This is a genomic window from Erythrobacter aurantius (assembly GCF_023823125.1).
In the GTDB taxonomy this organism is placed as follows: domain Bacteria; phylum Pseudomonadota; class Alphaproteobacteria; order Sphingomonadales; family Sphingomonadaceae; genus Erythrobacter; species Erythrobacter aurantius.
Window position 1 is genome coordinate 2,394,791 of record NZ_CP090949.1, and the last position, 23,283, is coordinate 2,418,073.

Genomic DNA, 23,283 nt, shown 5'->3' on the forward strand with positions numbered 1-23,283 from the left:
CGGTTAGGCTGCTCCTGCAGGCCCCGCAAGCCCGAACGGCACAACCCTGTTGGCAGATGTGTGGCCGATTTCGGCCCTGCCGAGATAACGGATGCCCGCCCTGTCGCACCAGAAACGGGCGATTTCCTCGGCATTCTGGCCGAATTCGACGTGGTTTTCGGGCACATCGCTGATCGCGCCGAGACGCAGTCCGGCAAGCCGCGGCATGCTGCCCGCGAGCGCAAAGAAACAGCGATCCACCGCATAGAGATGCTCGCTCACCTCCTCCACCATGAGCACGTGGCCGGAAAGATCGGGCATGATCGGAGTGCGCGCCAGCATCGCCAGCGTGATGAGGTTAAAGGCCGCCGCAGGAGTGACCCCGTCAAGGCTCGGCTCCAGCCCCGAATTGTCTCCTGAAAACCAGCGCAGCACCCGCCGCACCGCTTCGCGCCCGCCCTCGGACCCGGCGCTGACCGGCATCGAACCATGCGCGCACTGCCCGATCCCGGCGCGATAGAGCGCGGCCAGCAGATATCCGCAATCGGAAAAGCCGACATAGGTTTTCGACCGCGCTGACGCATTCATCCGCGCCACCGCCGCTTCGGCAATCCGGTTTGAACCATAGCCGCCGCGTGCGAACCACACCGCATCAAAGGCCGGATCGTTCGCGCAATCGAGCAAGGCAGTCAGCCGGGTCAGGTCATCCCCCGCAAAATGGCCCGAGCTGGCATAGCATTGTTCGTGAAAGGTTACCGAGTGATCGGGAAACTCAGCCGCCACCAGCGCCTCCAGCGCAGCCGCATGATCGCGGGTGATCGGGGTCGCGGGAGCGCAGATGGCGATATTCGTCATGCGCGCAGCCTATGGCGCTTGTCAGGCTTCATGCAAGCCAATATCCATGACGGCATGACCGGGATCGATGCCTCCGCGCTTGAAGGGCGCCCTTTCTTTTTCTGTGGCATCGGTGGTTCGGGAATGCTGCCGCTGGCGCAGATCGCCCTCGGCATGGGCCACGCCGTTGGCGGGTCAGACCGGTCCTACGATCAGGGACGCACCCCGGAAAAGTTCGAATGGCTGGCCAGTCACGGCTTCACGCTATTCCCGCAGGATGGCAGCGGCATAAGCTCGCCAGACCAGATCCTGATTGCCTCCGCAGCAGTCGAGGACACCGTCCCCGAAGTAGCACGGGCGAAAGAACTCGGCTGCGAAAGGCTCAGCCGCGCGGAGCTGCTTTCGACCTTTTTCAATCAGGCGGGATATTCGATTGCGGTCGGCGGGACTTCGGGAAAATCGACCGTCACCGGCATGATCGCGTGGATCCTGTCAGAGGCGCATTTCGACCCAACCGTGATGAACGGCGCGGTGATGAAGAACTTTGTCAGCGCCGACAATCCCTTCGCCAGCGCCCGTGTCGGCAATCCGCGCATCTTTGTCAGCGAAGTGGATGAAAGCGACGGTTCAATAGCGCTTTACCGACCTTCGGTGGCGGTGTTGCTCAATGTCAGCCTTGATCACAAATCGATCGAGGAATTGCGCAAGCTGTTTGGTGACTATGTTCGCGAGGCGGGCTGCGCCGTGATCAATTTCGACAATGAAGAAGCTCGGTTTCTTGCTCCGCGTGCGGGGCAGGTCGTCAGCTTTGGCGTCCGCAGCCAGAAAGCGGATATCACTGTCGAACCGGATTCAATCGAACAGAGCGCGTTCGGCATCCGGGCGGCGGTGATCGACAATCGCAGCCGCGAGATGTTTCCCCTGACCCTGCCGATGCCGGGGCTGCACAATCTCTCCAATGCGCTTGCGGCGATCGCAGCAGTAAGCGCGGCCGGGATAGAGGCGAAGTCCGCGGCCTATGCACTTGGCAGCTTCAAGGGGCTGGCGCGGCGGTTCGATCTGGTAGGTACGACCGCTTCGGGCATCACGGTGATCGACGATTTCGGGCACAACCCCGAAAAATGCGCGGCAACGCTACGCACGCTGAAGGCGACGGAAGGCCGCGTCATCGCCTTTTTCCAGCCTCACGGATATGGCCCCTTGCGCCAGATGGGCGATGAATTGGCGGAAACCTTCGCACGCGAACTCGGCCCGGACGACATCACCATCATGTGCGATCCGGTGTATTTCGGCGGCACTGTCGATCGCAGCGTGGGGACGGAGCGGATCATCAATCTCATCCGGCAGCACGGCGCGAGCGCCGAGCATGTTCCAGAACGCGAGGCCTGCGGGGATCGCATTATCGAGCTTGCCCGGCCCGGCGATCGCATCGCCATCATGGGTGCGCGCGACGATACGCTGAGCACTTTCGCCACGAGCATTTTCGAGCGGCTAGGGTGAGCATTTACGAACGCGCAAGACGACATGCGTGGTTCATGGCCGGGGCGCTGGTGCTGGCCATATTGTTTGTCCTGACGATTGAGCAATTCGCGGGCCATTCAACGATCGCCTTCGGTATCGCGATTGTCGGACTTGTGCTGGCCAATGCCCGGATGCTGCGGATGAATTGCCCGGCCTGCGGCAAGAACCTGTTCTTTCGCGGATTGCTGGTCGTCCCCTGGCCAAACCGGACATGCGGCAAATGCGGCAGCCAGCTCGATAATCCTCAAAATCGCTGATGGAGCGGCGCCTTGCCGGGAGATAGTCTTATACCGATGCATCCCCGTGACTTTTCTCTCGAAACCCTGCTGAGGGCCTGCGCCACCCAACATGCGCATCGCGAAGCCACCGTAGATGGCACTCAGCGGCTGACCTATGGCGAACTTGATCGCAGGGTCGGGCATCTGGCGCACTGGCTGCTGGCAAAGAGGATCGGGCCGGGAGACCGTATCGCGATCCTTCTTACCGACGGCGCGCCCTATCTCACCACCCTGCTTGCCGCGGCCCGGATCGGAGCGATTTCCGTCCTGCTCAACTGGCGGCTTGCTCCGGGCGAGATTGCGTGGATTTGCAGCAATGCCGAACCCGCAATGACCTTTGCCAATCCTCGCTTCACGCATTTGCTGGCGGAAGCCGAAGCCGGTGAAGTGATCGAAGTGGACGAACGCCATGATCCGCAGGGCGCATTCGAGACAATGGTGACGACGCCGCAGGCTCCGCTGACCATGCCGGAACTCGCGCCGGAGCGTCCGGTCTACATGATGTACACCAGCGGCACGACAGGAAGGCCCAAGGGCTGCCTTCAAGCGGGCAGCGCGGTTGCATCATCGGCCTTGGGATTCTGTGTGCGGCGCGGGTTTACCCGAGAAGAACGCCTGCTTTCGGTCAATCCGCTGTTCCATGTCGTGGGGATGCAGCAGGTCGCGGCGATGCTGGCCTGCGGGGGAACTAGCGTGTTTGCGGGCCGCGACGATGACAGCGCGGCGATCCTTGATCTGCTCCACCGCGAAAGCTGCACCACCACCAGCGCCTTCCCCACCATCAGCTTCCCTTGGGTCGCGATGGAGCCGATCCGCAACGGGGTGATGCCGCTAACCAATTACACCGGGGGCGCAGGTATGGGCCGCCCGCAAATGTACGAATTCATCGAGAAGGATTGGGACGCCCGCGTCGTCGGCGGATATGGCCAGACCGAAATCTGCGGCTTTGCCACCTTCATTGATTATCCCGACATGCTGGAGCATCCGCGATCGATCGGATGGGCCATGCCCCATGTCGAGATGACCGTGCTCGATCCGGAGGGCAACCACCTGCCGCCGGGTGAGGAAGGCGAACTGTGTCTGCGCGGCCCTTCGGTCATGCTCGGATATTGGCGCAACCCCGAAGCGAGCGAGGCTGCGCTTGGCCATGGCTGGCTGCGAACAGGGGATCTCGGCACGATGGACGAGCGCGGATTGGGATATCTGCTCGGCCGAGCCAAGGAGCTGATCAAGACCGGCGGCGAAAACGTCTATCCGGCGGAAGTCGATGCAATCTTTGCCACCATGCCCGAAGTCGCCGACGCAGGCTGCTGCGGCGTCCCGGACAAGCAATGGGGCGAAGCGGTGAAAGCCTTCGTCGTGCTGAAACCGGGCATGGAACTCACCCGCGAAGAAATCACCGCCCGTTTCAAGGGACAGATCGCCGGTTACAAGCGCCCGCGATACATCGAATTCGTCGATCAACTGCCGCGAGACCCCATCGGCAAGCTGTTGCGGCGGGAACTGTCGGCGAGGCCGGTGTCGCCCGATCAGGCAGCCTAGCTCGCCAACGCCTTGCGCCCGGCTTCCTCGCGTTCGAACGCCTTCAGATACGCTTCACGCTGCGTAAGCCGCTTTCGGTAGGCCTTCAGGCTTTCCGGCACGCCATCGTCCAGTCCCACGCTTTCAGCCAGAATCAGCGCATAGCCGACGCAGATGTCGGCGACGGTAAAGCGGTCGGCGCACAGGAACTCCCTGCCCTTCAGCCGCTCCTCGATCTTCACCAGACGCTTGTGAAACCACTTGGCATAAGCATGGCCTGCTTCGGCCCAGCCCTTGTCCTTCTCGAAGATGGCAAAGCGCATGTAAACGGTCTGGGGGAAAGTGATCGTAGCATCGGCGTGGTAAGTGTAATCGAGGTATTCGCCGTAATCCGGCTCCCCCGGCGCAATCGCGAGATCGGTGTAGCCCGAACGCGTCGCCAGATAGTGCGCGATGGCGCAGCTTTCCGTCATCCGCGTTTCGCCATCCACCAGCATCGGAACCGTGCCGAGCGGGTTCAACTCCAGATACTCGGGCGCGAGATAGCGCGGCGGGAATGGCAGGATATGGAGGTCGATATCAACCCCGGCTTCCTCGGCCGCCCAGGTCGCGCGCAAGCCTCGTGAACGGGCGCAGGTGTATAGAATGGGCCTGTCCGTCATCAATGTGCTCCCTCATAGCCGATGATGTTGTGCAGGACGTAGGCGATGATAGCGCCCAGAACGAGCCCGATGATGCCCGAGACCGCCGCATAGGTGGCCCAGCCCGCAACGCCGGAAAGCGCGCCCGTCATGCTTGCGACCCAATGCTCCGCACCATGCGCCACATCGTAGAGCAGGTGAAAGCCGACTTCGTGCGTACCGTGGACGATGATGCCACCGCCAACCCACAGCATCGCGATGGTCCCGACAAAGGAAAGTGCGACCAGCAGCCTTGGCATCGCTCGCAGCAGGAAGACACCCAGGCGGCGAATATTGGTGACCTCGCTTTCGCGGAGCATCCGCAACCCGACATCATCCATCTTCACGATCAGTGCGACCGCGCCATAGACCGCGACAGTAACGATCACGGCCACCAGAGCCAGCGCGATGCTCTGTTCCCACCATGTCGGCAGATCAAGCTCGCTCAGCGTTATCGCCATGATTTCCGCCGACAGGATCAAATCGGTGCGCACCGCCCCGGCCACCCGTTGCTTTTCGAAGGCGACAGGATCGGCGATCTCGTCCGCGACGGTTTTGCCGTGCTTCGCCCCGCCCAGCTTCTCCATCACCTTTTCCGCGCCCTCGTAACACAGGAAGGCGCCGCCCAGCATTAGTATCCAGATGATCAGCCAGTTCGCGAAAACCGAAAGCAGGATCGCACCGGGCAACAGGATAACGAGCTTGTTGAACAGGCTTCCCTTTGTGATCGCCCAGATTATCGGCAGTTCACGTGATGGCGAAAGCCCGGTGACGTAGCTTGGCGTGACGGCGGCATCGTCAATCACCACGCCTGCGGTCTTTGACCCGGCCTTGCTCGCCGAAACCGCTATATCATCGACCGAAGCCGCTGCGGCGCGCGCGATTACCGAAACATCGTCAAGCAGCGCGACCAGACCTGATGGCATTGCACCTGTTCCTTGTTAATGGGTATCAAGAACGCCGACTGCCTCGCGTAAGCCCTTCGCACAAGACTTGCATTCACGGCCAAACCCGCTATGTGCGCGCATCCGTTCCGTCCGGGAGCGGTGTTTGGAAGAAAGCCGGAGGGGCCCCGCATGCGCCAATTGGCAGCGGACAAGCCAGCGATCGGCAGCAGTATAAGGAACGCGAAGAATGGCTCTTTACGAGCATGTCTTCCTCGCGCGTCAGGACCTTTCGCAGGCCCAGGTTGACGCGCTGGCGGCCGCGGCGACCGAAATCGTCGAAGCGAACGAAGGCAAGGTCCTCAAGACCGAGACCTGGGGCCTCAAGTCCCTCGCCTACAAGATCGAACGCAACCGCAAGGCGCATTTCGTGATGCTCAACATCGACGCACCGGGCTCGGTCGTCGCTGAGCTCGAGCGCCAGACCCGCATCAACGAAGACGTCATCCGCTACATGACCATCCGTGTCGACGAGCACGAAGACGGCCCGAGCGTGATGATGCGCAAGAACGAACGCGAGCGTAAGCGCCGCGAAAACCGTGAGGAGCGCGACTGATGGCCCGCCCGTTTTTCCGCCGCCGCAAGTCCTGCCCGTTCGCGGCAAAGGACGCCCCGAAGATCGATTACAAGGACGTGCGCCTGCTTCAGGGCTTCATGTCCGAGCGTGGCAAGATCGTGCCTTCGCGCATCACCGCCGTTTCCGCCAAGAAGCAGCGTGAGCTCGCCAAGGCGATCAAGCGTGCGCGTCACATCGGCCTGCTGCCGTACATCGTGAAGTAAGGGGAGAAAGAAAATGGATATCATCCTCCTCGAACGCATCGAGAAGCTCGGCACCATTGGTGACGTCGTCACCGTCAAGGACGGCTACGCCCGCAACTTCCTGCTTCCGCAGAAGAAGGCCCTGCGCGCCAACGAAGCCAACAAGAAGGTCTTCGAAGCCAACCGCGAACGCCTCGAAAAGGAAAACGCCGAGAAGCGCGTCGTCGCAGAAGGCCTTGGCAAGAAGGTGGAAGGCGCCGAAGTCGTGCTTATCCGCGCTGCTTCGAACGCTGGCCAGCTCTACGGTTCGGTCAACGTGCGCGACATGGTTGCCGGTCTGGTCGAACAGGGCTTCGAAATCGACAAGCGTCAGATCATCATGGGCGCGCCGATCAAGTCGATCGGCATGCACGATGTGACTGTCGCCCTGCACCCGGAAGTGCACGTCACCGTCAAGGCGAACGTCGCCCGTTCGGATGACGAAGCCAAGCTGCAGAGCGAAGGCGTCGACGTGCTGGCGCAGATCTTCGAAGAAGAGCAGAAGGAAATCGAGGAACAGGCCGAAGCGAACCGCATCGACCCCAACCTTGAGCCGGGCGAAATCCCCGCCGAACTGCTCGAAGAACGCGCAGAAGACGGAGAAGGCGACGCCTGATCGGCTCGGCTTCAACCAACGCATTCAAATCGGGCGCGTGGATCGGCATGATCCCCGCGCCCTTTTTGTAACAAGGCCTCGCAAATTGTGCGAAGCCGTCTTTGAATCATACGCAAACAGGAATTAGGACCACTGCATGACCCCAATCCCCACCATTCTCGAACAATTGCAACAACACTATGCGGACGCGGTCGCGACCCTGCGTGAAGATGTCATCGCCTTTGGCCGCGACGGCACCATCCCGCCCGAACGCAAGCGCCACGACGGCAGCTACGCCTATCCGCAGCTGACATTGCATTATTCGGGAGCCGGGGTTGGAGGAGGCGATCCGCAGGATCGCAGTCGCGCATTCGGCCGGCTTGATCTGCCGGGTTCTTACACCACCACGATCACCCGGCCCGATCTGTTTGCCCCCTACCTTACCGAACAGCTCGAGCTTATCTCCGCCGAGTATGAGATCGACGTGACGGTTGAACGCTCGCGACAGGAAATCCCGTTTCCCTATGTGCTCGACGGGGAAGCAGGCGCGGCGATGGTCGGCATCGCACCGCAGGAAATCGCCAAGTACTTCCCCTCCACCGACCTTTCGCTGATCGGCGACGAACTGGCTGACGGGATCGAGTTCGACGAAGATGCCGATATGCCGCTGTCGCTGTTCGACGGCCTGCGCACCGACTATTCGCTGGCGCGGCTGGCGCACTACACCGGTACCAAGGTCGAGGACTTTCAGGACTTCATCCTGTTTACGAACTATCACCGCTATGTCGATGAATTCGTGAACTGGGGCGCGCAGCAGATTTGCGCCAAGGACAATGGCGGCGGCTATCATGCGCTGACCGGAGCGGGTGGGCTCGACATCCGTGAATGCGTCGACAATGCGCATGAACAGCTTTCCGACACCGCCTGGCGCAAGCACCAGATGCCCGCCTATCACCTGATCCGGGAGGACGGCCGGGGTATCACGCTGGTCAACATCGGGGTCGGCCCTTCCAACGCCAAAACGATCTGCGATCACCTTGCCGTGCTGCGCCCGCACGCATGGCTGATGATCGGCCACTGCGGCGGTCTGCGTTCAAGCCAGAAGATCGGCGATTTCGTTCTCGCTCACGCTTACCTGCGCGATGATCACGTGCTCGACAACGTCCTCCCGCCAGAGGTTCCGATCCCGCCGATTGCCGAAGTGCAGCAGGCTTTGGCCGGAGCGGCAGAGGAAGTCTCGGGCGTTCAGGGTGCAAACCTGAAACAGCGGATGCGCACAGGCACCGTCGTCACCACCGATGATCGGAACTGGGAGCTGCTCTATTCGAGCTCGGCCAAACGGTTCTCGCAAAGCCGCGCCATCGCGATCGAAATGGAAAGCGCCACCATCGCCACGCAAGGGTATCGTTTCCGCGTGCCCTACGGCACGCTGCTCTGCGTCTCAGACAAGCCATTGCACGGCGAAATCAAGCTCCCGGGTCAGGCCAACAAGTTCTACGAGGAAGCAATCGCCGCCCACCTCCAGATCGGCCTCGAAGCGGTCAAGCGCCTGCGCGACGAAGGCGACCGCCTGCACTCGCGCAAACTGCGCGCCTTCAACGAACCGCCGTTCAGGTAAGCCATGACCAATCGTTCCCGCTCGATCGCAGGCCGTGTCGCCATCGTCACCGGGGCCGCCAGCGGCATGGGCCGCGCAACCGCGAAACTGTTTGCGAGCGAAGGCGCGAAAGTGGCGGTGACCGATCTCGACCTCGCCGCTTGTGAAGAAGTCGCAGCGGAATGTGGCGGCAATGCCCGCGCCTATGCTCTCGACGTGTCGGACAAGGATGCGATTGCGCGGGTCGTGGCTCAGATTGCCGAGGATTTCGGCGGCATCGATATCCTCATCAACAATGCCGGTATCTCGCGCCACGGGGCGCTGGACGCCGGGGATGAATACGAAGCGATCTGGCACAGCGCCATTGCGGTGATGCTGACCGCCCATCAACGCATGGTGCGCACCGCCCTGCCCCATCTTCGCAAGAGCGACGCTGCACGGATCGTCAATATCGCCAGCACCGAAGGCCTCGGCGCGACGCCCGGCCTCACGCCCTATGTCGCGGCCAAGACCGGGGTGACGGGCCTCACGCGCGGCCTCGCGGTCGATCTCGGTCCGGAAGGCATCACGGTCAACTGCATCTGCCCCGGCCCGATCAACACCGGCATGACCGCGCCCATCCCTGACGAGCACAAGACAATCTATGCCAAGCGCCGCACGGCATTGCGCCGTTATGGCGAACCGGAAGAAGTCGCGCACATGACGCTGTCGCTGGTGCTCCCGGCGGCAAGTTACATCACGGGAGCAGTCATCCCGGTGGATGGCGGGCTGATGGTGCGCAACGCCTGAGGCGCCTTAGCCGCGCCCTTTGGTCTTGGTCTTTCCGTCCTTCGCATTCGCCTCGATAAAGGCGATGATCTGTCCGGCGACATCTTTTCCGGTCGCGCTTTCGATGCCTTCGAGGCCGGGTGAGGAATTGACCTCCATGATCACGGGCCCGTGATTGGATCGCAGCATGTCCACGCCGCACACGTTCAGCCCCATGCGCTTGGCTGCACGCACGGCGGTGGAGCGTTCTTCGGGTGTGATCTTGATCACTTCCGCGCTTCCCCCGCGATGCAGGTTTGAACGGAAATCGTCAGCCGCCCCGGTGCGCTTCATCGCGGCGACGACCTTGCCCCCGACCACGAGAGCGCGAATGTCCGTCCCGCCCGCTTCCTTGATGAATTCCTGCACAAGAATGTTGACGTTGGCGCCGCGAAACGCCTCGATCACCGATTTTGCGCTGCTCATCGTCTCGGCTAGAACCACACCGATGCCCTGCGTGCCTTCCAGCAGCTTGATCACCACCGGCGGGCCGTTGACGGCGCGGATGATCTCTTCCGCCTGCTTGGGATCATTGGCATAGGCGGTGAGCGGCAGGCCGAGCCCGTGCTTGGCCAGGATCTGGAGCGAACGCAGCTTGTCGCGGCTGCGGCCGATGGCGACGCTTTCGTTGAGCGGCCAGCACCCGCTCATTTCGAACTGGCGCAGCACCGCGAGGCCGTATTGCGTGATCGACGCACCGATGCGCGGGATGACGGCATCGTATTTCGGCAGCGTTTCACCATTGTAGGTCAGCGTCGGGCGATGACTGGCGATATTCACCGCACAGCGCGTGGTGTTGAGGATGTCGAGTTGATGCCCCCGCACCTCGGCCGCCTCTTTGAGACGCTGGTGCGAATACAGGTTTGCATTACGGGCCAGCATGGCGATTTTCATGTGCGAGGCGGTCCTAAGGAAGGGCTGACGGGAAATCCGATTCGGCCCAATGCGGAGATTGAAGCCACGAATGGCCGCTATCTACGACAAATCTGCGACGCAAGGCAGTCCTTCCGATCAACATCGGAAATTTCATGTCGGAGCGGTCGGCGAGGCTCAGTTCCGCTCTGAAGGTGACGCTGCCGATCCGCAGCGGCGTCTTGATGACAAATCGGGTCTGGGTTTCGCCATTGGAGCTGGTGATGCCGCGCCGGTCGACCTGCACCGCCTCGCCCTCATGGGCGATATCGTCCCAATCGACCGCGAAACGGACGAACGGCTTTCCATCGCGCTCGAACTGGTCGAGCACGCGGGCGTGCAGCGATGATGTGCGCGCGCCAGTGTCGATCTTGGCCGGGATGCCGGAAAGCGCAATGCCCGGCAGATCGACCAGCTCGCGCCAGCCCACCACCGGCAGGGGTTCGGGTTTGACGATCAAGGCAGAATGGCCATCCCGTCGCCGCCATCACCAACCTTGAGGCGGCGCAGCACCGTGCCGCTGGCGTAATCAACCTCGGCCACCGTATCGCTGGCGGTTTCGGCGACGTAGATCCGCTCGCCATCGTCGGACCACAGGATGGTGACCTGAAAGCGCTCTTCGGCTTCCTCGGGTGAGGACACGGCGATCGAGCGGATGACCTCTGCGGTTTCGAGGTCGATGACCGAAAGGCCCCCGTCCTGAAGATCGGACGTCACCGCCACATCACCCTGTGGCCTGATGGCAAGTCGCAATGGGAACTGCCCGGTTGCGACCGTGGAGCGCACTTCCATCGTCTCCGGATCAAGCTCGTAAGCCTCATCCGAGCCACGCGCCGAGACCCAAAGCGCCTTTCCATCCGGGGATAGCGCGATGCCTTCCGGCTCTTCCCCAACCGTGACGGAAATCGGCGCAATCCGGGCTTTCAGCGCCACGCGCGTCACCGTCTTAGATCCGAGATCAGTGGTCCACGCCGTATTGCCGTCAGGAGAAACGACTAGCATGTGGCTGCCTTGCTTGCCGGTCGAGTATTCAAACCTGTCTGCCGAGCCGAGCGGGTCGCGTATCCAGAATACCGATTGGCGGCCCTCTGCGGTGGAATACAGATCGCCGTTCTGATGCCACACGATACCGTGCGGACGCGCATTTTCGCGCAGGTCGATGCTGGTCACACGCTCAAGCGTCGAGGTGAGGAACACATCAACCGTCGTCCCGCCATAACAGGCGAGCGCAACGTGCTTTCCATCCGGCGAAGTCGCCAGTTCGTGCGGGTTGGTGCAGCTGTCGAGCCGCAGCACCTCTTGGCCCGTCTCCAGATCGATCTTGGACAGCGTGTTGCCGAACTTGTTGGCGACGAACAGCGTCGGGCGCTCTGCGGCGGCCGCTCCGGTGCTTGTCGCACCCTCACCCGGCGCACAAGCGCCGAGCGAGAGAGCGATCAAAGCTGCGGCAGTACGGACAATTACCATCCGGCGGTCTGGCCCTTGTTCTGCTCTTCCAGCCAAGCCATCAGCGGAGCGAAATACTCCACCATCGCCGTGCCGTTCATCTGGCGTTCGCCGGTGAAGGCCTCGAGCGCGTCAGGCCACGGCACGCTGGCGCCGAGTTCGAGCATGGCGTTGAGGTTCTTGCCCACTTCCTCGTTGCCGTAGAACGAGCAGCGGTGCAGCGGCCCTTCCCAACCGGCCTGATCGCATGCTGCCTTGTAGAACTGGAACTGCAACAGCCGCGCAAGGAAATAGCGGGTGTAGCTGACATTACCCGGCACGTGATACTTCGCGCCCGGATCAAAGCCGTCTGCGGGCCGCTCCACCGGGGGAACAATGCCCTGATACTCGCGGCGGATATCGGTCCATGCCTTGTTGTAATCTTCCGGCGCGACGCTGCCGTCGAACAGGCTCCAGCGGTAACGGTCGATCAGCAGGCCGAACGGCAGGAACGCAACCTTGTCCATCGCCTGACGCAGCAGCAGGCCGATGTCCTTGTCGGCACTCGGCACCTGCTCGGGCTTGAGCATGTCGATCTGCACCAGATATTCCGGCGTGATCGACAGCGCGATCATGTCGCCGATCGCCTCATGGAAGCCATCATTTGCGCCGGTGAGATAGAGGAAGTCCTGCTTGTTATAGGCACGCTGGTAGTAGTTGTGGCCAAGCTCGTGGTGGATGGTGATGAAGTCGTCCGCGTTCTGCTTGATGCACATCTTGATCCGCAGATCATCGACATTGTCGAGGTTCCACGCGGACGCATGGCACACCACTTCGCGGTCAGCCGGCTTCACGAACTGGCTGCGCTCCCAGAATGTCTCCGGCAGTGGCTCGAAACCCAGCGAGGAGAAGAACTGTTCGCCCACACGGGTCATTTCGACAGCGTCGAGGTCTTTCTCGACGATCAGGTCAGTCAGGTCATAGCCGATGTCCCCTGCCCCTTCGGGCGCGACCAGCGGGTAGATGTTGCCCCATTCCTGCGCCCACATATTGCCGAGCAGGTCAGCACGGATCGGGCCGGTGGCGGGCTGCACTTCATCGCCGTAATGTTCGTTCAGCTTGCGACGGACATAGGTGTGGAGCGCGACGTATAGCGGCTTCACTTCCTGCCACATCCGCTCCGTCTCGGCTGCGAATTCATCGGGGCTCATGTCGTATCCCGAACGCCACATCGCGCCGAGATCATCAAAGCCCAGCTCCTTCGCGCCTTCGTTGGCGAGCGAGACGTACTGCTGATATTCGCCCAGCATCGGACCGCCGACGTTGTCGTGCCAGCTGGCCCACATTTCGGCGAGTTCTTCGGGCGTCCTCTCAAGGTTGCCCATCTCCGCCTCGATATCGGAACCGTTGATCGGCTGCCCGTTCAGCGTGCCCTTGCCCGCGCCATATTGCGCGCCCATCGAAGTGGTGATGCCGGCCAGTTCCTCGGCTGCCCCGTCGCGGCTCGGCGCGGGGAGCGAGATCGCATAGCGCAGCATTCCCAACTTGCGCTCGACTTCGGGATCGAGCCCGTCCACCTGCGCGTACTTGGCGGCTTCATTGGCGAAATTGACGCTCATCACGCTCAGTTCCGCGCCATATTGCGCCGCGAGCGTGTTGGAATCGTGATTGATGTAGGTCGCGTTGATCCATTCGATCCGCGCCGCCGGTTCGGCAAAGGCACGGTATTCCTTCTCTACCATCTCGACGAATTGCTTCGCGCCTTCCGGGGTCAGCGGGAATTGCGTGGCGCTTTCCTCGGCCGTTTCGGCATGTGCTTCGGCCAGCACGGGCGCGGACGTCGCGGCCAGCGCCATGGCCAGCGCGGCAGCCGAAGCCTTGAGCGAAAGATGCGTGAATTTCATGGGAGGCGATCCTCTTGTCTTGTGTCTTGCAATGGTGGCGAGTTTGGACGCGTGCGCGCCGGTAATCAAGCACTCAGAAAGCGTACGATCGCTTCGCCCAGATCGGGCTTGGTAACGCTGTTGAGGTGATTGCCGGGAACCTCGAAATAGGTCGCATCGGGCAATATCGCTGCGAGTTCTTCGGCAGAGCCGTTGTCCTGATCCTGGTCCCCGCAAATCACGCCAGTGGGCATGGTGATGTTGGCGAGGCGGGCGAGGTCGAAATCGTCCATCGCATCCAGCAGCAACCGCGCTGCCACCCGGTCCACCCCCTGCGATTTGAGGAAGGTGCGCGCGACATAGGCGGGATCGCCCGGCTTGATCGTGTCGAATTCGTCGATCACCCGCTTGAAATGCGCGGCGCGGCGTTCCCATTCGGCGAGGCCTGCCACGCCCATGCCGCAGATCGCGAGGCGGCGGGGCTCCAGAATGCCGTGCCCGACTGCGTGGATCGCCGTGCGAGCCCCCAGAGAGAAGCCGACCAGATCGAACTCGCCCGCCTCAAGGCCCAGATGCTCCACCAGCGCCGCCGCGTCGCGCACCAGCACTCCGTTGGGATAGGCGGCAGGATCATGCGGCGCCTCGCTGTCGCCGTGAACGCGAAAATCGAGCATGATCGCTTCGAACCCGGCATCGGCAAGGCGCGTGTGATGACCCCACTTGATCCAGTTCATGAAGGCGCTGGAAAACAGCCCGTGCAGGAGGACCACCGGACGCCCCTCACCCGCACGGTGCACGGCAAGCCGGGTGCCGTCGAAACTTTCGAACGTTTGAGGCATCACCGCTTCTGAAGCCCTTTCTGCTCCATCCGCCATTTCGCCATTTCGATGCGGTCCTGTCCGAAGAACGGCTCGCCATCCAGCACCAGCGTCGGCACGCCCCAATGGCCTGCGGCTTCGAGTGCATTCTGGTTTTCGGCGATTTCTGCGTCGAGCGCCTCGGCATCGCTCGCAGCTTCCGCCTCAAGCTCGGCGAAATCGAGGCCTGCACGCGCCGTTGCCTGCGCCAGATGATCGCCTTCGTGCCAGTCATCGACCGTGCCTGACCAGATCACTTTCGACACCTCATCGGCAAAGGCCAGCCCCTTGCCCCGGCGCGTCGCCGCCTGACCCATGCGGCACAGCCGATGGATATGCGGCTGCTCTGCCGCGATCTCGCGCGTGGCAAGGTTCTGCACCACCGGATCGGGGCGCGGCCAGCGATAGGGAATGCCCAGCATCTGCGCGCTGCGAGCCGAGTCGATGAAGATGTACCGCCCGACGTTGGGATTGCCGGTGAACAGAATCCCCGGATCGCGGATCGCGATCGGCAGCACCGTGCGGAGCGTGATGTCGAGATCATATTCCTGCGTCAGGGCGCGATACCGGCCCACGGCGAGGTAGGAATAGGGCGAGCGAAAGCTGAAGAACAGGTCGGCGCGAATTGTCATGCGGCCTACGCTAGCCGCCAAATCGCCGCCCCGCCAGTCTCTGCTTGATGATAATAAGCCTACTTATTATAACTACGCTCATGCCGACCAGACTGCTCTATCGCATGGCTGACAATTCGCACCAGTTGCGTCTGCTCTTCAATGAGCGCGTCCGGGGGCTTGGGCTGACAGCGGCGCAGGCGCGCCTTTTGCTCTCGCTCCAGCGTAATCCGGGAAAGAATCAGGTCTTTTATGCGGAGCGGCTGGAAATCGAACCGATCACGCTGACCCGGATAGCCGATCGAATGGAGGAATCCGGCTGGATCGAACGCCGGGCGGATCCTTCGGATCGACGGGCACGCATCCTGCACCTCACCGCGAAAAGCCGGGGCATCGTCACACAGCTTCAGGCGATCATCGACGGAATTTCCGAAGCCACATTGAAAGGCCTGACACCGATGGAGCGGGAAACCCTTTCGGGATTGCTGGAACGGATCGAAACAAACCTGGACAACGCACGCGAACCGGAGATTCTCCATGGCTGAAGCAGATCCCGCCATCACATCCGGCGCGGTGCAGACCACCTCTGAAAAGCCGAAGCGCAAATGGCCGCGCATCGCGCTCATGCTGATCGTGCCGCTCGCGCTTGTCGGCGGGAGCCTTGCCTATTGGCAGAGCCTTCAGGGCAAGGTCTCGACCGACAACGCCTATGTCCAGCAGGATATGGTCTCGATCAGCGCCGAGGTCGGCGGAAAGATCGTCGAAGTGCTGGTGGCAGAAGGCGACATGGTCGCTGCGGGCGATCTGCTGTTCCGGATCGACCCGGAGCCGTTCCGCCTCCAGATCGCCGAAGCCGATGCCGCAATCGCGAGCGCACAGGCCAATGTAATCGCGCTTAGCAATTCGCCCGATCTCGCCGGAGTCGATATTGCCGCCGCGAAGGAAGATATCGCCTTTGCTCAAGCGCGGTTCGACCGGGTGAAGGCCATCTGGGAACGCGGATTTTCCACCAAGGAGAATTACGACGCCGCCGAACACGCGCTGCAACAGGCGCGCGAAAGCCTGCGGCAGGCCGAAGCCCGCCAGCAAGAAGCACGCGCCCGGCTTGCCACCGGGCCTGCCGTTCCTGGAAAGAACCCGCAGGTCGCCGTGGCCGAGGCCCAGCGCGCCAATGCGGAGCTTTCACTGGCTCGCACCGAAGTGCGCGCGCCTGCGCCGGGCCGGATTGCTCAGGCCGATCGGCTCCAACTGGGTCAGCAGGTCGTCCCGAACCTGCCCGTGCTGACGCTGGTGCAGGGCCGCACCGCCTATGTCGAGGCCAATTTCAAGGAAACCGATCTTGCCGACATGGCAGTTGGCCAAAGTGCGGAAATCCGTTTCGACGCCTATCCCGAGCTCATCCTGAAAGGTCATGTTGCGTCCATCGGGGCCGGAACAGGGGCCGAATTCTCGGTCCTTCCCGCACAGAATGCGACCGGGAACTGGGTCAAGGTGACGCAGCGCGTACCCGTGCGGATCGCGATTGACGAAAACAGCCCGCGTGAGCTGATCGCCGGGCTTTCGAGCCATGTAACGGTGTACACCGAAGAGCCCACAGGCAACTGACATGGCGAGCACCGCTGCCCCCGCCTCTGCCGCCGGCGGCGGCGCAGATACGGGAGCCGGATCGGCTAACCCACATGACGAAGCGGTTCTGCACAGCTCGAACTACGGGCTGTTGATCTTCGGGATCATGCTGGCATCACTGCTACAGATCCTCGACACCACCATCGCGAATGTCGCCATCCCGCATATGCAAAGCTCGCTCGGCACGACGGTCGATGGCGTCACCTGGGTTCTCACCAGCTATATCATCGCCTCTGCGGTCGCGCTGCCGATCACCGGTTGGCTGGCGGACAGGGTGGGCGCGCGGCAGCTCTTCATCGGCTCTGTCGTGTGCTTCATCCTGTTTTCAATGCTGTGCGGCCTCTCGCAGAACCTTGAAGAAATGGTCCTGTTCCGCGCCTGTCAGGGTGTCGCAGGGGCGTTTATCATGCCGCTCAGCCAGTCCTTTATGCTCGACACCACCAAACCGAGCCGCCATCCGCAGATCATGGCGCTATGGGGTGTGGGCGTGGTGCTTGGTCCGATCCTTGGCCCCTTGATCGGCGGCTGGCTGACCGAAAGCGCGAACTGGCGCTGGGTGTTCTATGTGAATCTGCCCGCCGGCCTTGTCACACTGGCCATCCTGATCACCTGCCTACCGCAACGAGCAGCACGCAGGCGCAGGTTCGACATGCTGGGCTTTCTTCTGCTGGGAATTGCGCTCGCCTCATTTCAATTGTTGCTCGACAGGGGCAACCAGCAGGACTGGTTCGATTCGCTGGAGATATGGGTCTACGCGCTTCTGACCGGTTCGGCGGCGTGGATGGCGATCGTCCATTTCTCGACTGCTTCCAACCCGCTGTTCGAACGCGAATTGCTGACTGATCGCAATTTTGCTCTCTCGGCAACGTTCATGGCGGTCATGGGGGTGATCGTCTTTGCCCCAATGGCGCTGCTCCCTACGATGCTCCAGAATTTGTTCGGATATGACGTGATTGATACCGGCATGGTCCTCGCGCCGCGTGGTTTCGGAGTGTTGTTCAGCATGCAGATTTCCAGCGTGCTCCTGCGCCGAGGGTTCGATCCGCGTCCTCTGGTTTCCGCAGGATTCCTGCTTTGCGCCGCGGCGCTGTATCTGATGGCGCACTGGTCGCTGGAAATTGACCAGTTTCAACTGATCGCCACCGGAGTTTTCCTGGGAACAGGCATGGGGCTGGTGATCGTGCCTTTGCAGGTCACCGCCTTTGCAACGCTCCACCCGCGCCTCAGGACAGATGGGTCGAGCATCATGAACCTGACCCGCTCGCTTGGCGCTTCGACGGGGATTTCGCTGATGGCGGTCTTGCTGGCGCGAAACATCCAGACCGGCCACGAAGAGCTTGGCAGCCACCTGACTTCGGCAACCGGCACGCTGATCGATTTTTCGACCACCGACCGTTTCCAGAGCTATGGGGAAGCCGCGCTGACAGTGCTGGATGCCGAGGTCAATCGGCAGGCCGCGATGGTCGCCTATGTCAACGACTTCTACCTGATCATGTGGATGGCGCTGTTCATTGCCCCATTTGCCTTCCTAATGCGCAAGATCGATACGCGTCAGGCTGGCGCGTAAAGCGCTGTCAGTTATCGCCGGGCAGCGAAAGGGAAACGCTGCGCGGTCATCGGAAGAAGCACTGCGTTCCGGCGTAGAGCATCGACACCTTGCCGTCTTCGAAGAACCCGAAAGCGCCTTCCTCTCTCAGCGCGAATTCCTCACCCAAGGTGCTGCCTTCGATCATTGTGAAACCGGGCATCGCCTCGACCTCAGATTTCGCGGTGCCGATACCGATCGCATCGCTGAAGACGATGGCGGCGGTTCCCCCGGTCCAATTCCATCCAACGAGGCTGCCGTTCTGGAAATTGACGGTCAGTCCGCCGGGGTAGCTGGCGAATTCCATCGGGCCCGCCCCGCATTCGGGCATGGCGCCAGTGTCGCCGGGTTTGCCTAGCGTGCGCGCGAGCGCGGCTTCGACTTCGGTTTGTCCGGCGGCGAAATAGAATGCCTCCACTCCCGCCGTCAGTCCGTCGACGCGGACTGTGACGAGATCGGCATCGATCTCGACGGGAACGGGTTCGGGCGGTGCGGGGGTTTGCGCGGAATCGCAGGCGGCGAGCGTGAGAACCGCAAAGCCAAGCCATACTCCGCGCATGCCTATCAACCCTTCTTCAGATGCCGCCGGCCGAGCAGTTCAGCGATCTGAACCGCGTTCAATGCCGCGCCCTTGCGCAGATTGTCGGAGACGCACCACAACGAAATCCCGTTCTCCACCGTCGGATCATCGCGCACACGACTGATGAAGGTCGCGCTGTCACCGGCGCATTCGACCGGGGTGACGTATCCTTCGTCCTCGCGCTTGTCGATCAGCATGATGCCCGGCGCCTCGCGCAGGATCTCCTGTGCCTGCTCCGCGCTGAGCTCCTTTTCGAACTCGATATTGACCGATTCCGAATGGCCCACGAACACCGGAACGCGCACACAGGTGGCGTTGAGCTTGATCTTGGGATCGAGGATCTTCTTGGTTTCGACCACCATCTTCCATTCTTCCTTGGTCGAACCATCGTCGAGGAAGACGTCGATGTGCGGAATGACGTTGAAAGCGATCTGCTTGGTGAACTTGGCCGGTTCGACCGGATCGCCGACGAAGATCGCGCGGCTCTGTTCGAACAGCTCGTCCATGCCCGCCTTGCCTGCGCCGGACACCGATTGATAGGTCGAGACGACCACGCGCTTGATCGTCGCGGCATCGTGCAGCGGCTTCAGCGCCACGACCAGCTGCGCGGTCGAGCAGTTGGGGTTGGCGATGATGTTGCGCTTTTTATAGTCGTCGATCGCATCCGGGTTCACTTCCGGCACGATCAGCGGCACGTCGGGCTCCATGCGGTAAAGTGAGGAGTTGTCGATCACCACGCAGCCTGCTGCAGCCGCCTTGGGCGCGTAAATCTTCGTCGCTTCGCTACCGCAGGCGAACAGGGCAATGTCCCATCCGTTCCAGTCGAAATGCTCGATATTCTTGCATTTGAGCATCTTGCCGGTGTCGCCGAATTCGACCTCAGTACCCTGCGAACGCCCCGAGGCTACCGCTGCAACCTCGTCGCAGGGAAACTCGCGCTCGGCGAGGATTTGCATCATTTCACGTCCGACATTGCCCGTCGCACCGACGACTGCCACCCGGTAACCCAATTGCATTCTCCGCTAATTCGTTTGCGCAGCGCTCGCTGCCGTGTCTAGCTTGGCTTGGCAAGCGATAAGGTGACAAGATGGATACGCGGAACTGGCGCGCAAGGGCGAACTATTTTGAGTTTCAGGGGCACAGGATTGCCTTTTGGACCGAAGGCCCGCTGAACGCGCGCCCGCTGCTGCTGGTTCACGGCTTCCCGACCTGTTCGTGGGACTGGGTGCCGGTCTGGGAGACATTGACGGCAAAGCATCGAGTGATCGCCTGCGACATGCTGGGCTTTGGCCTGTCCGACAAGCCTCCCAAGGGATTCAATGGGTCGGGATATTCGATCCACCGTCAAACCGATCTGCAAGAAGCCCTGCTCGTGCATCTCGGGATTACCGGTTTCGACGCGCTGGTGCATGATTACGGCGTCTCCGTCGGGCAGGAACTGCTCGCCCGCGATATCGAGTCGACCCGGAACTGGTCGATCGGGCGCATGGTGTTTCTCAACGGTGGCATCTTCCCGGATCAGCACCGCCCGCGCCCGATGCAAAAGCTTGGCATTTCGCCCTTCGGGTTCCTTTTGGGACTGCTGATGAACCGCAAGGGTTTCGGCAAGAGCTTCTCGGAAGTGTTCGGCCCGGACACTCAGCCGACCGAGCAGGAGCTGGACGAATTCTGGGAATTCATCAGCCACAATGGCGGCAACCGCATCACGCACAAGCTGCTGCACTACATTGCAGACCGGGTCGAGCATAAGGCGCGCTGGGAAAGCGCTCTGGTCGCAGCGCAGAACATGGAGATGATCGGCCTCATCAACGGCGCGCTCGATCCGGTGTCGGGCAAGCACGCCTATGACAAATGGCGCGAAGTGGTGCCCCATGCGCGGCACCACCTGATCTCCGATGTCGGGCATTACCCCCAGGTCGAAGCACCCGAGGAAGTTGCACGTGTGGCGCTGGAATGGCTAGCCTAGATCAATCCGGCGGCGTCACCCCGTTCGCCTCGAGAAAGCGGAAAATCGAATTCCACATGTGCGGACTGATCTGCGGTCCGGCGACCCGGTGGGTATAGCCGGGGTACAGCATCATTTCGAAGGGAACGTTGTTTTCCTGCATGACGCTGATGATCTCGGTCGCGTTCTCGAACACCACATTGTCATCGGCCATCCCGTGGATCAGCAGCAAGGGATCGCTGATCTTCGTCGCATCGGGGATCGCGCTCGCGGCTTCATAGGCTTCAGGCACTTCGCGCGGGTCGCCCATGTAACGCTCGGTATAGTGCGTGTCGTACAGTTCCCACTTCGTCACCGGAGCGCCCGAAATACCAGCGGCATAAAGTCCCGGATCGGCCTCAAGCTGCTTCAGTGTCATGTATCCGCCATAGGACCAGCCATAGATCGCGATCTTATCCGGATCGACGTACCCGAGCGTCTTCAGATATTCCGCGCCGGCCTTCTGGTCGCGCACTTCCACCCCGCCCATCGCGCGGTAGATCGGCTGTTCGAAATCGACCCCGCGATTGGCGGTGCCGCGATTGTCGAGCACGAAATAGATATAGCCCCTGTCGACAATCGCCTGCGCCAAAGCGCCGTCCCAGCCCTTGTCCACAAGCTGCGGGCCGGGGCCGCCATAGTGGTAGAAGAACACCGGATATTGCTTACCCGGCTCCATGTCGGGCTTCATGATCATGTAGTGGAGCGGCGTGCCGTCCTCTGTCGGGATCGTGCCATATTCGGGCATGACATGGCTGAGAAGATACGGCGTGTAAGGGTGATCCTCGCTCAGCGCGTTTTCCTCCACCCATGCGAGCCGCTGACCCAGACGTCCGGCAAGATAGCTCTGCGGCGGCTGATCGGGGGCAGAACGGCTGACAAGCAGGAACTTGCCCGTCGGGTCCATCGTCGCGCTGTTTGTGTAGTCACGATCGGTCAGCAGTGTCGGACGCGTCTCTCCGTCAAGGAAGGTGCGATATATCTGCTGCGTCAGAACATCGGCGGTGCGCTGGAAGAACAATTCCTTGTTCTCCTCGCTGATGCCGACCAGCGAAGTGACCGGATCGGTGCCGGACGTAAGCGGTGTCCAATAGCTTCCGTCAAACCGGTAGAAATGGCCGAACCCGTCGCGTTCCGACCACCACAGCAGGCTGCCATCCTTCAGGAAGCGATAATTGTCCGAAAGGTTGATCCAGTAATCGGGCCGCGCAGCCTTTTCGGTGAACCAGATTTCGCTCTTCCCTGTCGAGGGATCGACCTTGAGCATATCGAGCACGGTCTGTTCGCGGTTCTGGCGCTGGACATAAAGGAAATCGTCCGGCCCCCAATCGACGCGTCCGACGTAAATGTCGGTGTCCTCGCCCAGATCGACCTTCACCCGGTTGCCGCCGTCCGGGTCCATGATGAACAGTTCGACAATCGCATTGTCGCTGCCCGCCACGGGATAGCGTTGATCGAAAGTGGTCGTGCCAGTCGCGCCGATGGCCGCGCGGGTGACGATGCCGACGGGGCTTTCATCGGTGCGCTGCACCGCGATGCGCGTGTCGTTGCCGTTCCACCAATATCCGGTGAGGCGGCTCATTTCCTCCTGCGCGACAAATTCGGCCTCGCCCCAGCGGATCGTGTCGCCTTCCTTGGGCGTGATCGGCGCCGCGTCCTCGCCCACCTTGCCAACCCACAACTGGCGATCGCGCACGAAAGAGACATAGCCCGCGCGCGGCGAGAGCGAGGGGTTGAGTTCGCTTTCCTCGGTGTCGGTCAGGCGCTGCACGCTGCCGTCCAGCTTCGCGAAGTAGAGATCACCGTCGAGCGGCACCAGAACGCCGGAACCGTCGCTCGCCCATTGATAGGTGATGATGCCCGTCAGCCCGCCGACACGCGCACGCTCGCGCTGCATCTTTTCATCTTCGGACAGTTCGCGGCCCGTCCCCAGCGCCTCTGAATCGACCAGCATCCGCCATTCCGAGGTAGCCAGGTCGAACCCCCACAGATCATAGCGGCGCGCATCATCCTCACGATTCTTCAGCAGCGTCAGATAGCGGCCATCAGGAGAGAATTTCGCCTGACGCGGCGCAGGGCCATTGAGCGAAGGCGAGGCAAAGACGCGCTCGAAGGTGAGTTCTGGTTCGCTGGTCACGGCCTGGTCCTCGGCAAGAGCAGGGCTCGCGAGCAGGATGGCGGCGGCGAATAACGGAAATCGCATGTCAAGGACGGCCCCTTCAACTCGAATAGATTGACCCGCCTCCTTGCAATGACGCGGTGGCTT

The 23,283-nt window shown here is 61.7% G+C and carries 24 protein-coding genes; 12 read left to right on the forward strand and 12 right to left on the reverse strand.

Features of this window, described 5'->3' with window-relative positions:
• Positions 1-3 precede the first annotated feature (3 nt).
• Positions 4-834 (reverse strand): LD-carboxypeptidase, encoded by an 831-nt coding sequence (locus tag L1K66_RS11435; protein ID WP_252257997.1) that lies wholly within the window; start codon positions 832-834, stop codon positions 4-6.
• A gap of 30 nt (positions 835-864) precedes the next feature.
• On the opposite strand from L1K66_RS11435, the gene L1K66_RS11440 reads away from it, so the two are divergent.
• The 3 genes from L1K66_RS11440 to L1K66_RS11450 are packed head-to-tail and all read left to right on the forward strand — an operon-like array spanning position 865 to position 4,154.
• On the forward strand, positions 865-2,313 hold the full coding sequence (locus tag L1K66_RS11440) for a Mur ligase family protein (protein ID WP_407931946.1): 1,449 nt from the start codon (positions 865-867) through the stop codon (positions 2,311-2,313).
• Entirely contained in the window at positions 2,310-2,591 is a 282-nt protein-coding gene (locus L1K66_RS11445) for a hypothetical protein (protein ID WP_252257998.1), read from the forward strand. Before L1K66_RS11440 ends, L1K66_RS11445 begins: the two co-directional genes overlap by 4 nt.
• 36 nt (positions 2,592-2,627) lie before the next feature.
• Positions 2,628-4,154 (forward strand): class I adenylate-forming enzyme family protein, encoded by a 1,527-nt coding sequence (locus L1K66_RS11450; RefSeq protein ID WP_252257999.1) that lies wholly within the window; start codon positions 2,628-2,630, stop codon positions 4,152-4,154.
• Here L1K66_RS11450 and L1K66_RS11455 read toward each other — a convergent pair.
• Together L1K66_RS11455 and L1K66_RS11460 are read right to left on the reverse strand one after the other, a co-directional pair.
• Positions 4,151-4,795 carry a glutathione S-transferase family protein gene (locus L1K66_RS11455; RefSeq protein ID WP_252258000.1) on the reverse strand — a complete coding sequence of 215 codons (645 nt, stop codon included), beginning with the start codon at positions 4,793-4,795 and terminating at the stop codon, positions 4,151-4,153. The two genes, L1K66_RS11450 and L1K66_RS11455, sit on opposite strands and share 4 nt — an antisense overlap.
• The gene (locus L1K66_RS11460) at positions 4,795-5,739 is read right to left on the reverse strand and encodes a DUF808 domain-containing protein (RefSeq protein WP_252258001.1); all 945 of its coding nucleotides are present in this window, start codon (positions 5,737-5,739) and stop codon (positions 4,795-4,797) included. Before L1K66_RS11460 ends, L1K66_RS11455 begins: the two co-directional genes overlap by 1 nt.
• A 208-nt stretch (positions 5,740-5,947) precedes the next feature.
• Between L1K66_RS11460 and rpsF the strand changes: the two genes are divergently transcribed.
• The 5 genes from rpsF to L1K66_RS11485 all read left to right on the forward strand — a co-directional run bounded on the left by rpsF (position 5,948) and on the right by L1K66_RS11485 (position 9,536).
• The gene (gene rpsF / locus L1K66_RS11465; protein ID WP_252258002.1) at positions 5,948-6,313 is read left to right on the forward strand and encodes a 30S ribosomal protein S6; all 366 of its coding nucleotides are present in this window, start codon (positions 5,948-5,950) and stop codon (positions 6,311-6,313) included.
• On the forward strand, positions 6,313-6,537 hold the full coding sequence (rpsR, locus tag L1K66_RS11470) for a 30S ribosomal protein S18 (RefSeq protein ID WP_034954295.1): 225 nt from the start codon (positions 6,313-6,315) through the stop codon (positions 6,535-6,537). Before rpsF ends, rpsR begins: the two co-directional genes overlap by 1 nt.
• A 13-nt stretch (positions 6,538-6,550) precedes the next feature.
• The gene (gene rplI / locus L1K66_RS11475) at positions 6,551-7,171 is read left to right on the forward strand and encodes a 50S ribosomal protein L9 (protein WP_252258003.1); all 621 of its coding nucleotides are present in this window, start codon (positions 6,551-6,553) and stop codon (positions 7,169-7,171) included.
• Positions 7,172-7,307: 136 nt separating this feature from the next.
• Positions 7,308-8,768: an AMP nucleosidase gene (locus tag L1K66_RS11480; RefSeq protein ID WP_252258004.1), complete on the forward strand. Its 1,461-nt coding sequence runs from the start codon at positions 7,308-7,310 to the stop codon at positions 8,766-8,768.
• 3 nt (positions 8,769-8,771) lie between these two features.
• Positions 8,772-9,536, forward strand: a complete 765-nt coding sequence (locus L1K66_RS11485) for an SDR family NAD(P)-dependent oxidoreductase (protein ID WP_252258005.1) — start codon at positions 8,772-8,774, stop codon at positions 9,534-9,536.
• A 6-nt stretch (positions 9,537-9,542) separates the two neighbouring features.
• On the opposite strand, the gene rimK is transcribed toward L1K66_RS11485, so the two are convergent.
• The 6 genes from rimK to L1K66_RS11515 all read right to left on the reverse strand — a co-directional run bounded on the left by rimK (position 9,543) and on the right by L1K66_RS11515 (position 15,263).
• A complete protein-coding gene (gene rimK, locus L1K66_RS11490) occupies positions 9,543-10,448 on the reverse strand; it encodes a 30S ribosomal protein S6--L-glutamate ligase (RefSeq protein WP_034954299.1) in 906 nt (301 codons plus the stop codon).
• Positions 10,449-10,461: 13 nt separating this feature from the next.
• Positions 10,462-10,926, reverse strand: coding sequence for an ATP-dependent zinc protease family protein (locus L1K66_RS11495; protein WP_330221230.1), 465 nt, complete (start codon positions 10,924-10,926; stop codon positions 10,462-10,464).
• Positions 10,923-11,933, reverse strand: coding sequence for a YncE family protein (locus L1K66_RS11500; protein ID WP_252258006.1), 1,011 nt, complete (start codon positions 11,931-11,933; stop codon positions 10,923-10,925). The genes L1K66_RS11495 and L1K66_RS11500 overlap by 4 nt, the downstream gene beginning before the upstream one ends.
• Positions 11,927-13,795, reverse strand: a complete 1,869-nt coding sequence (locus tag L1K66_RS11505; RefSeq protein WP_252258007.1) for a M2 family metallopeptidase — start codon at positions 13,793-13,795, stop codon at positions 11,927-11,929. The genes L1K66_RS11500 and L1K66_RS11505 overlap by 7 nt, the downstream gene beginning before the upstream one ends.
• A 65-nt stretch (positions 13,796-13,860) precedes the next feature.
• Positions 13,861-14,613 (reverse strand): alpha/beta fold hydrolase, encoded by a 753-nt coding sequence (locus L1K66_RS11510; RefSeq protein WP_252258008.1) that lies wholly within the window; start codon positions 14,611-14,613, stop codon positions 13,861-13,863.
• Positions 14,613-15,263 carry a 2-hydroxychromene-2-carboxylate isomerase gene (locus L1K66_RS11515; protein WP_252258009.1) on the reverse strand — a complete coding sequence of 217 codons (651 nt, stop codon included), beginning with the start codon at positions 15,261-15,263 and terminating at the stop codon, positions 14,613-14,615. The genes L1K66_RS11510 and L1K66_RS11515 overlap by 1 nt, the downstream gene beginning before the upstream one ends.
• An 80-nt stretch (positions 15,264-15,343) precedes the next feature.
• Between L1K66_RS11515 and L1K66_RS11520 the strand changes: the two genes are divergently transcribed.
• Genes L1K66_RS11520 through L1K66_RS11530 form a run of 3 tightly spaced genes read left to right on the forward strand, consistent with a single transcriptional unit; the run spans position 15,344 to position 18,435 of the window.
• Positions 15,344-15,787: a MarR family winged helix-turn-helix transcriptional regulator gene (locus L1K66_RS11520; RefSeq protein ID WP_252258010.1), complete on the forward strand. Its 444-nt coding sequence runs from the start codon at positions 15,344-15,346 to the stop codon at positions 15,785-15,787.
• Positions 15,780-16,847 carry an HlyD family secretion protein gene (locus L1K66_RS11525; RefSeq protein ID WP_252258011.1) on the forward strand — a complete coding sequence of 356 codons (1,068 nt, stop codon included), beginning with the start codon at positions 15,780-15,782 and terminating at the stop codon, positions 16,845-16,847. Before L1K66_RS11520 ends, L1K66_RS11525 begins: the two co-directional genes overlap by 8 nt.
• 1 nt (position 16,848) lies before the next feature.
• Positions 16,849-18,435, forward strand: coding sequence for an MDR family MFS transporter (locus L1K66_RS11530; protein ID WP_252258012.1), 1,587 nt, complete (start codon positions 16,849-16,851; stop codon positions 18,433-18,435).
• Between the two features lie 46 nt (positions 18,436-18,481).
• Here L1K66_RS11530 and L1K66_RS11535 read toward each other — a convergent pair whose 3' ends face one another.
• Entirely contained in the window at positions 18,482-19,012 is a 531-nt protein-coding gene (locus L1K66_RS11535; protein WP_252258013.1) for an aspartate-semialdehyde dehydrogenase, read from the reverse strand.
• A gap of 5 nt (positions 19,013-19,017) precedes the next feature.
• Positions 19,018-20,043: an aspartate-semialdehyde dehydrogenase gene (locus L1K66_RS11540; RefSeq protein ID WP_252260499.1), complete on the reverse strand. Its 1,026-nt coding sequence runs from the start codon at positions 20,041-20,043 to the stop codon at positions 19,018-19,020.
• A 77-nt stretch (positions 20,044-20,120) separates the two neighbouring features.
• Between L1K66_RS11540 and L1K66_RS11545 the strand changes: the two genes are divergently transcribed.
• A complete protein-coding gene (locus tag L1K66_RS11545) occupies positions 20,121-20,999 on the forward strand; it encodes an alpha/beta fold hydrolase (protein ID WP_252258014.1) in 879 nt (292 codons plus the stop codon).
• A 1-nt stretch (position 21,000) separates the two neighbouring features.
• Here the strand turns inward: L1K66_RS11545 and L1K66_RS11550 are convergent, their stop codons facing one another.
• Positions 21,001-23,220, reverse strand: coding sequence for a S9 family peptidase (locus L1K66_RS11550; protein ID WP_252258015.1), 2,220 nt, complete (start codon positions 23,218-23,220; stop codon positions 21,001-21,003).
• Between the last annotated feature and the right edge of the window lie 63 nt (positions 23,221-23,283).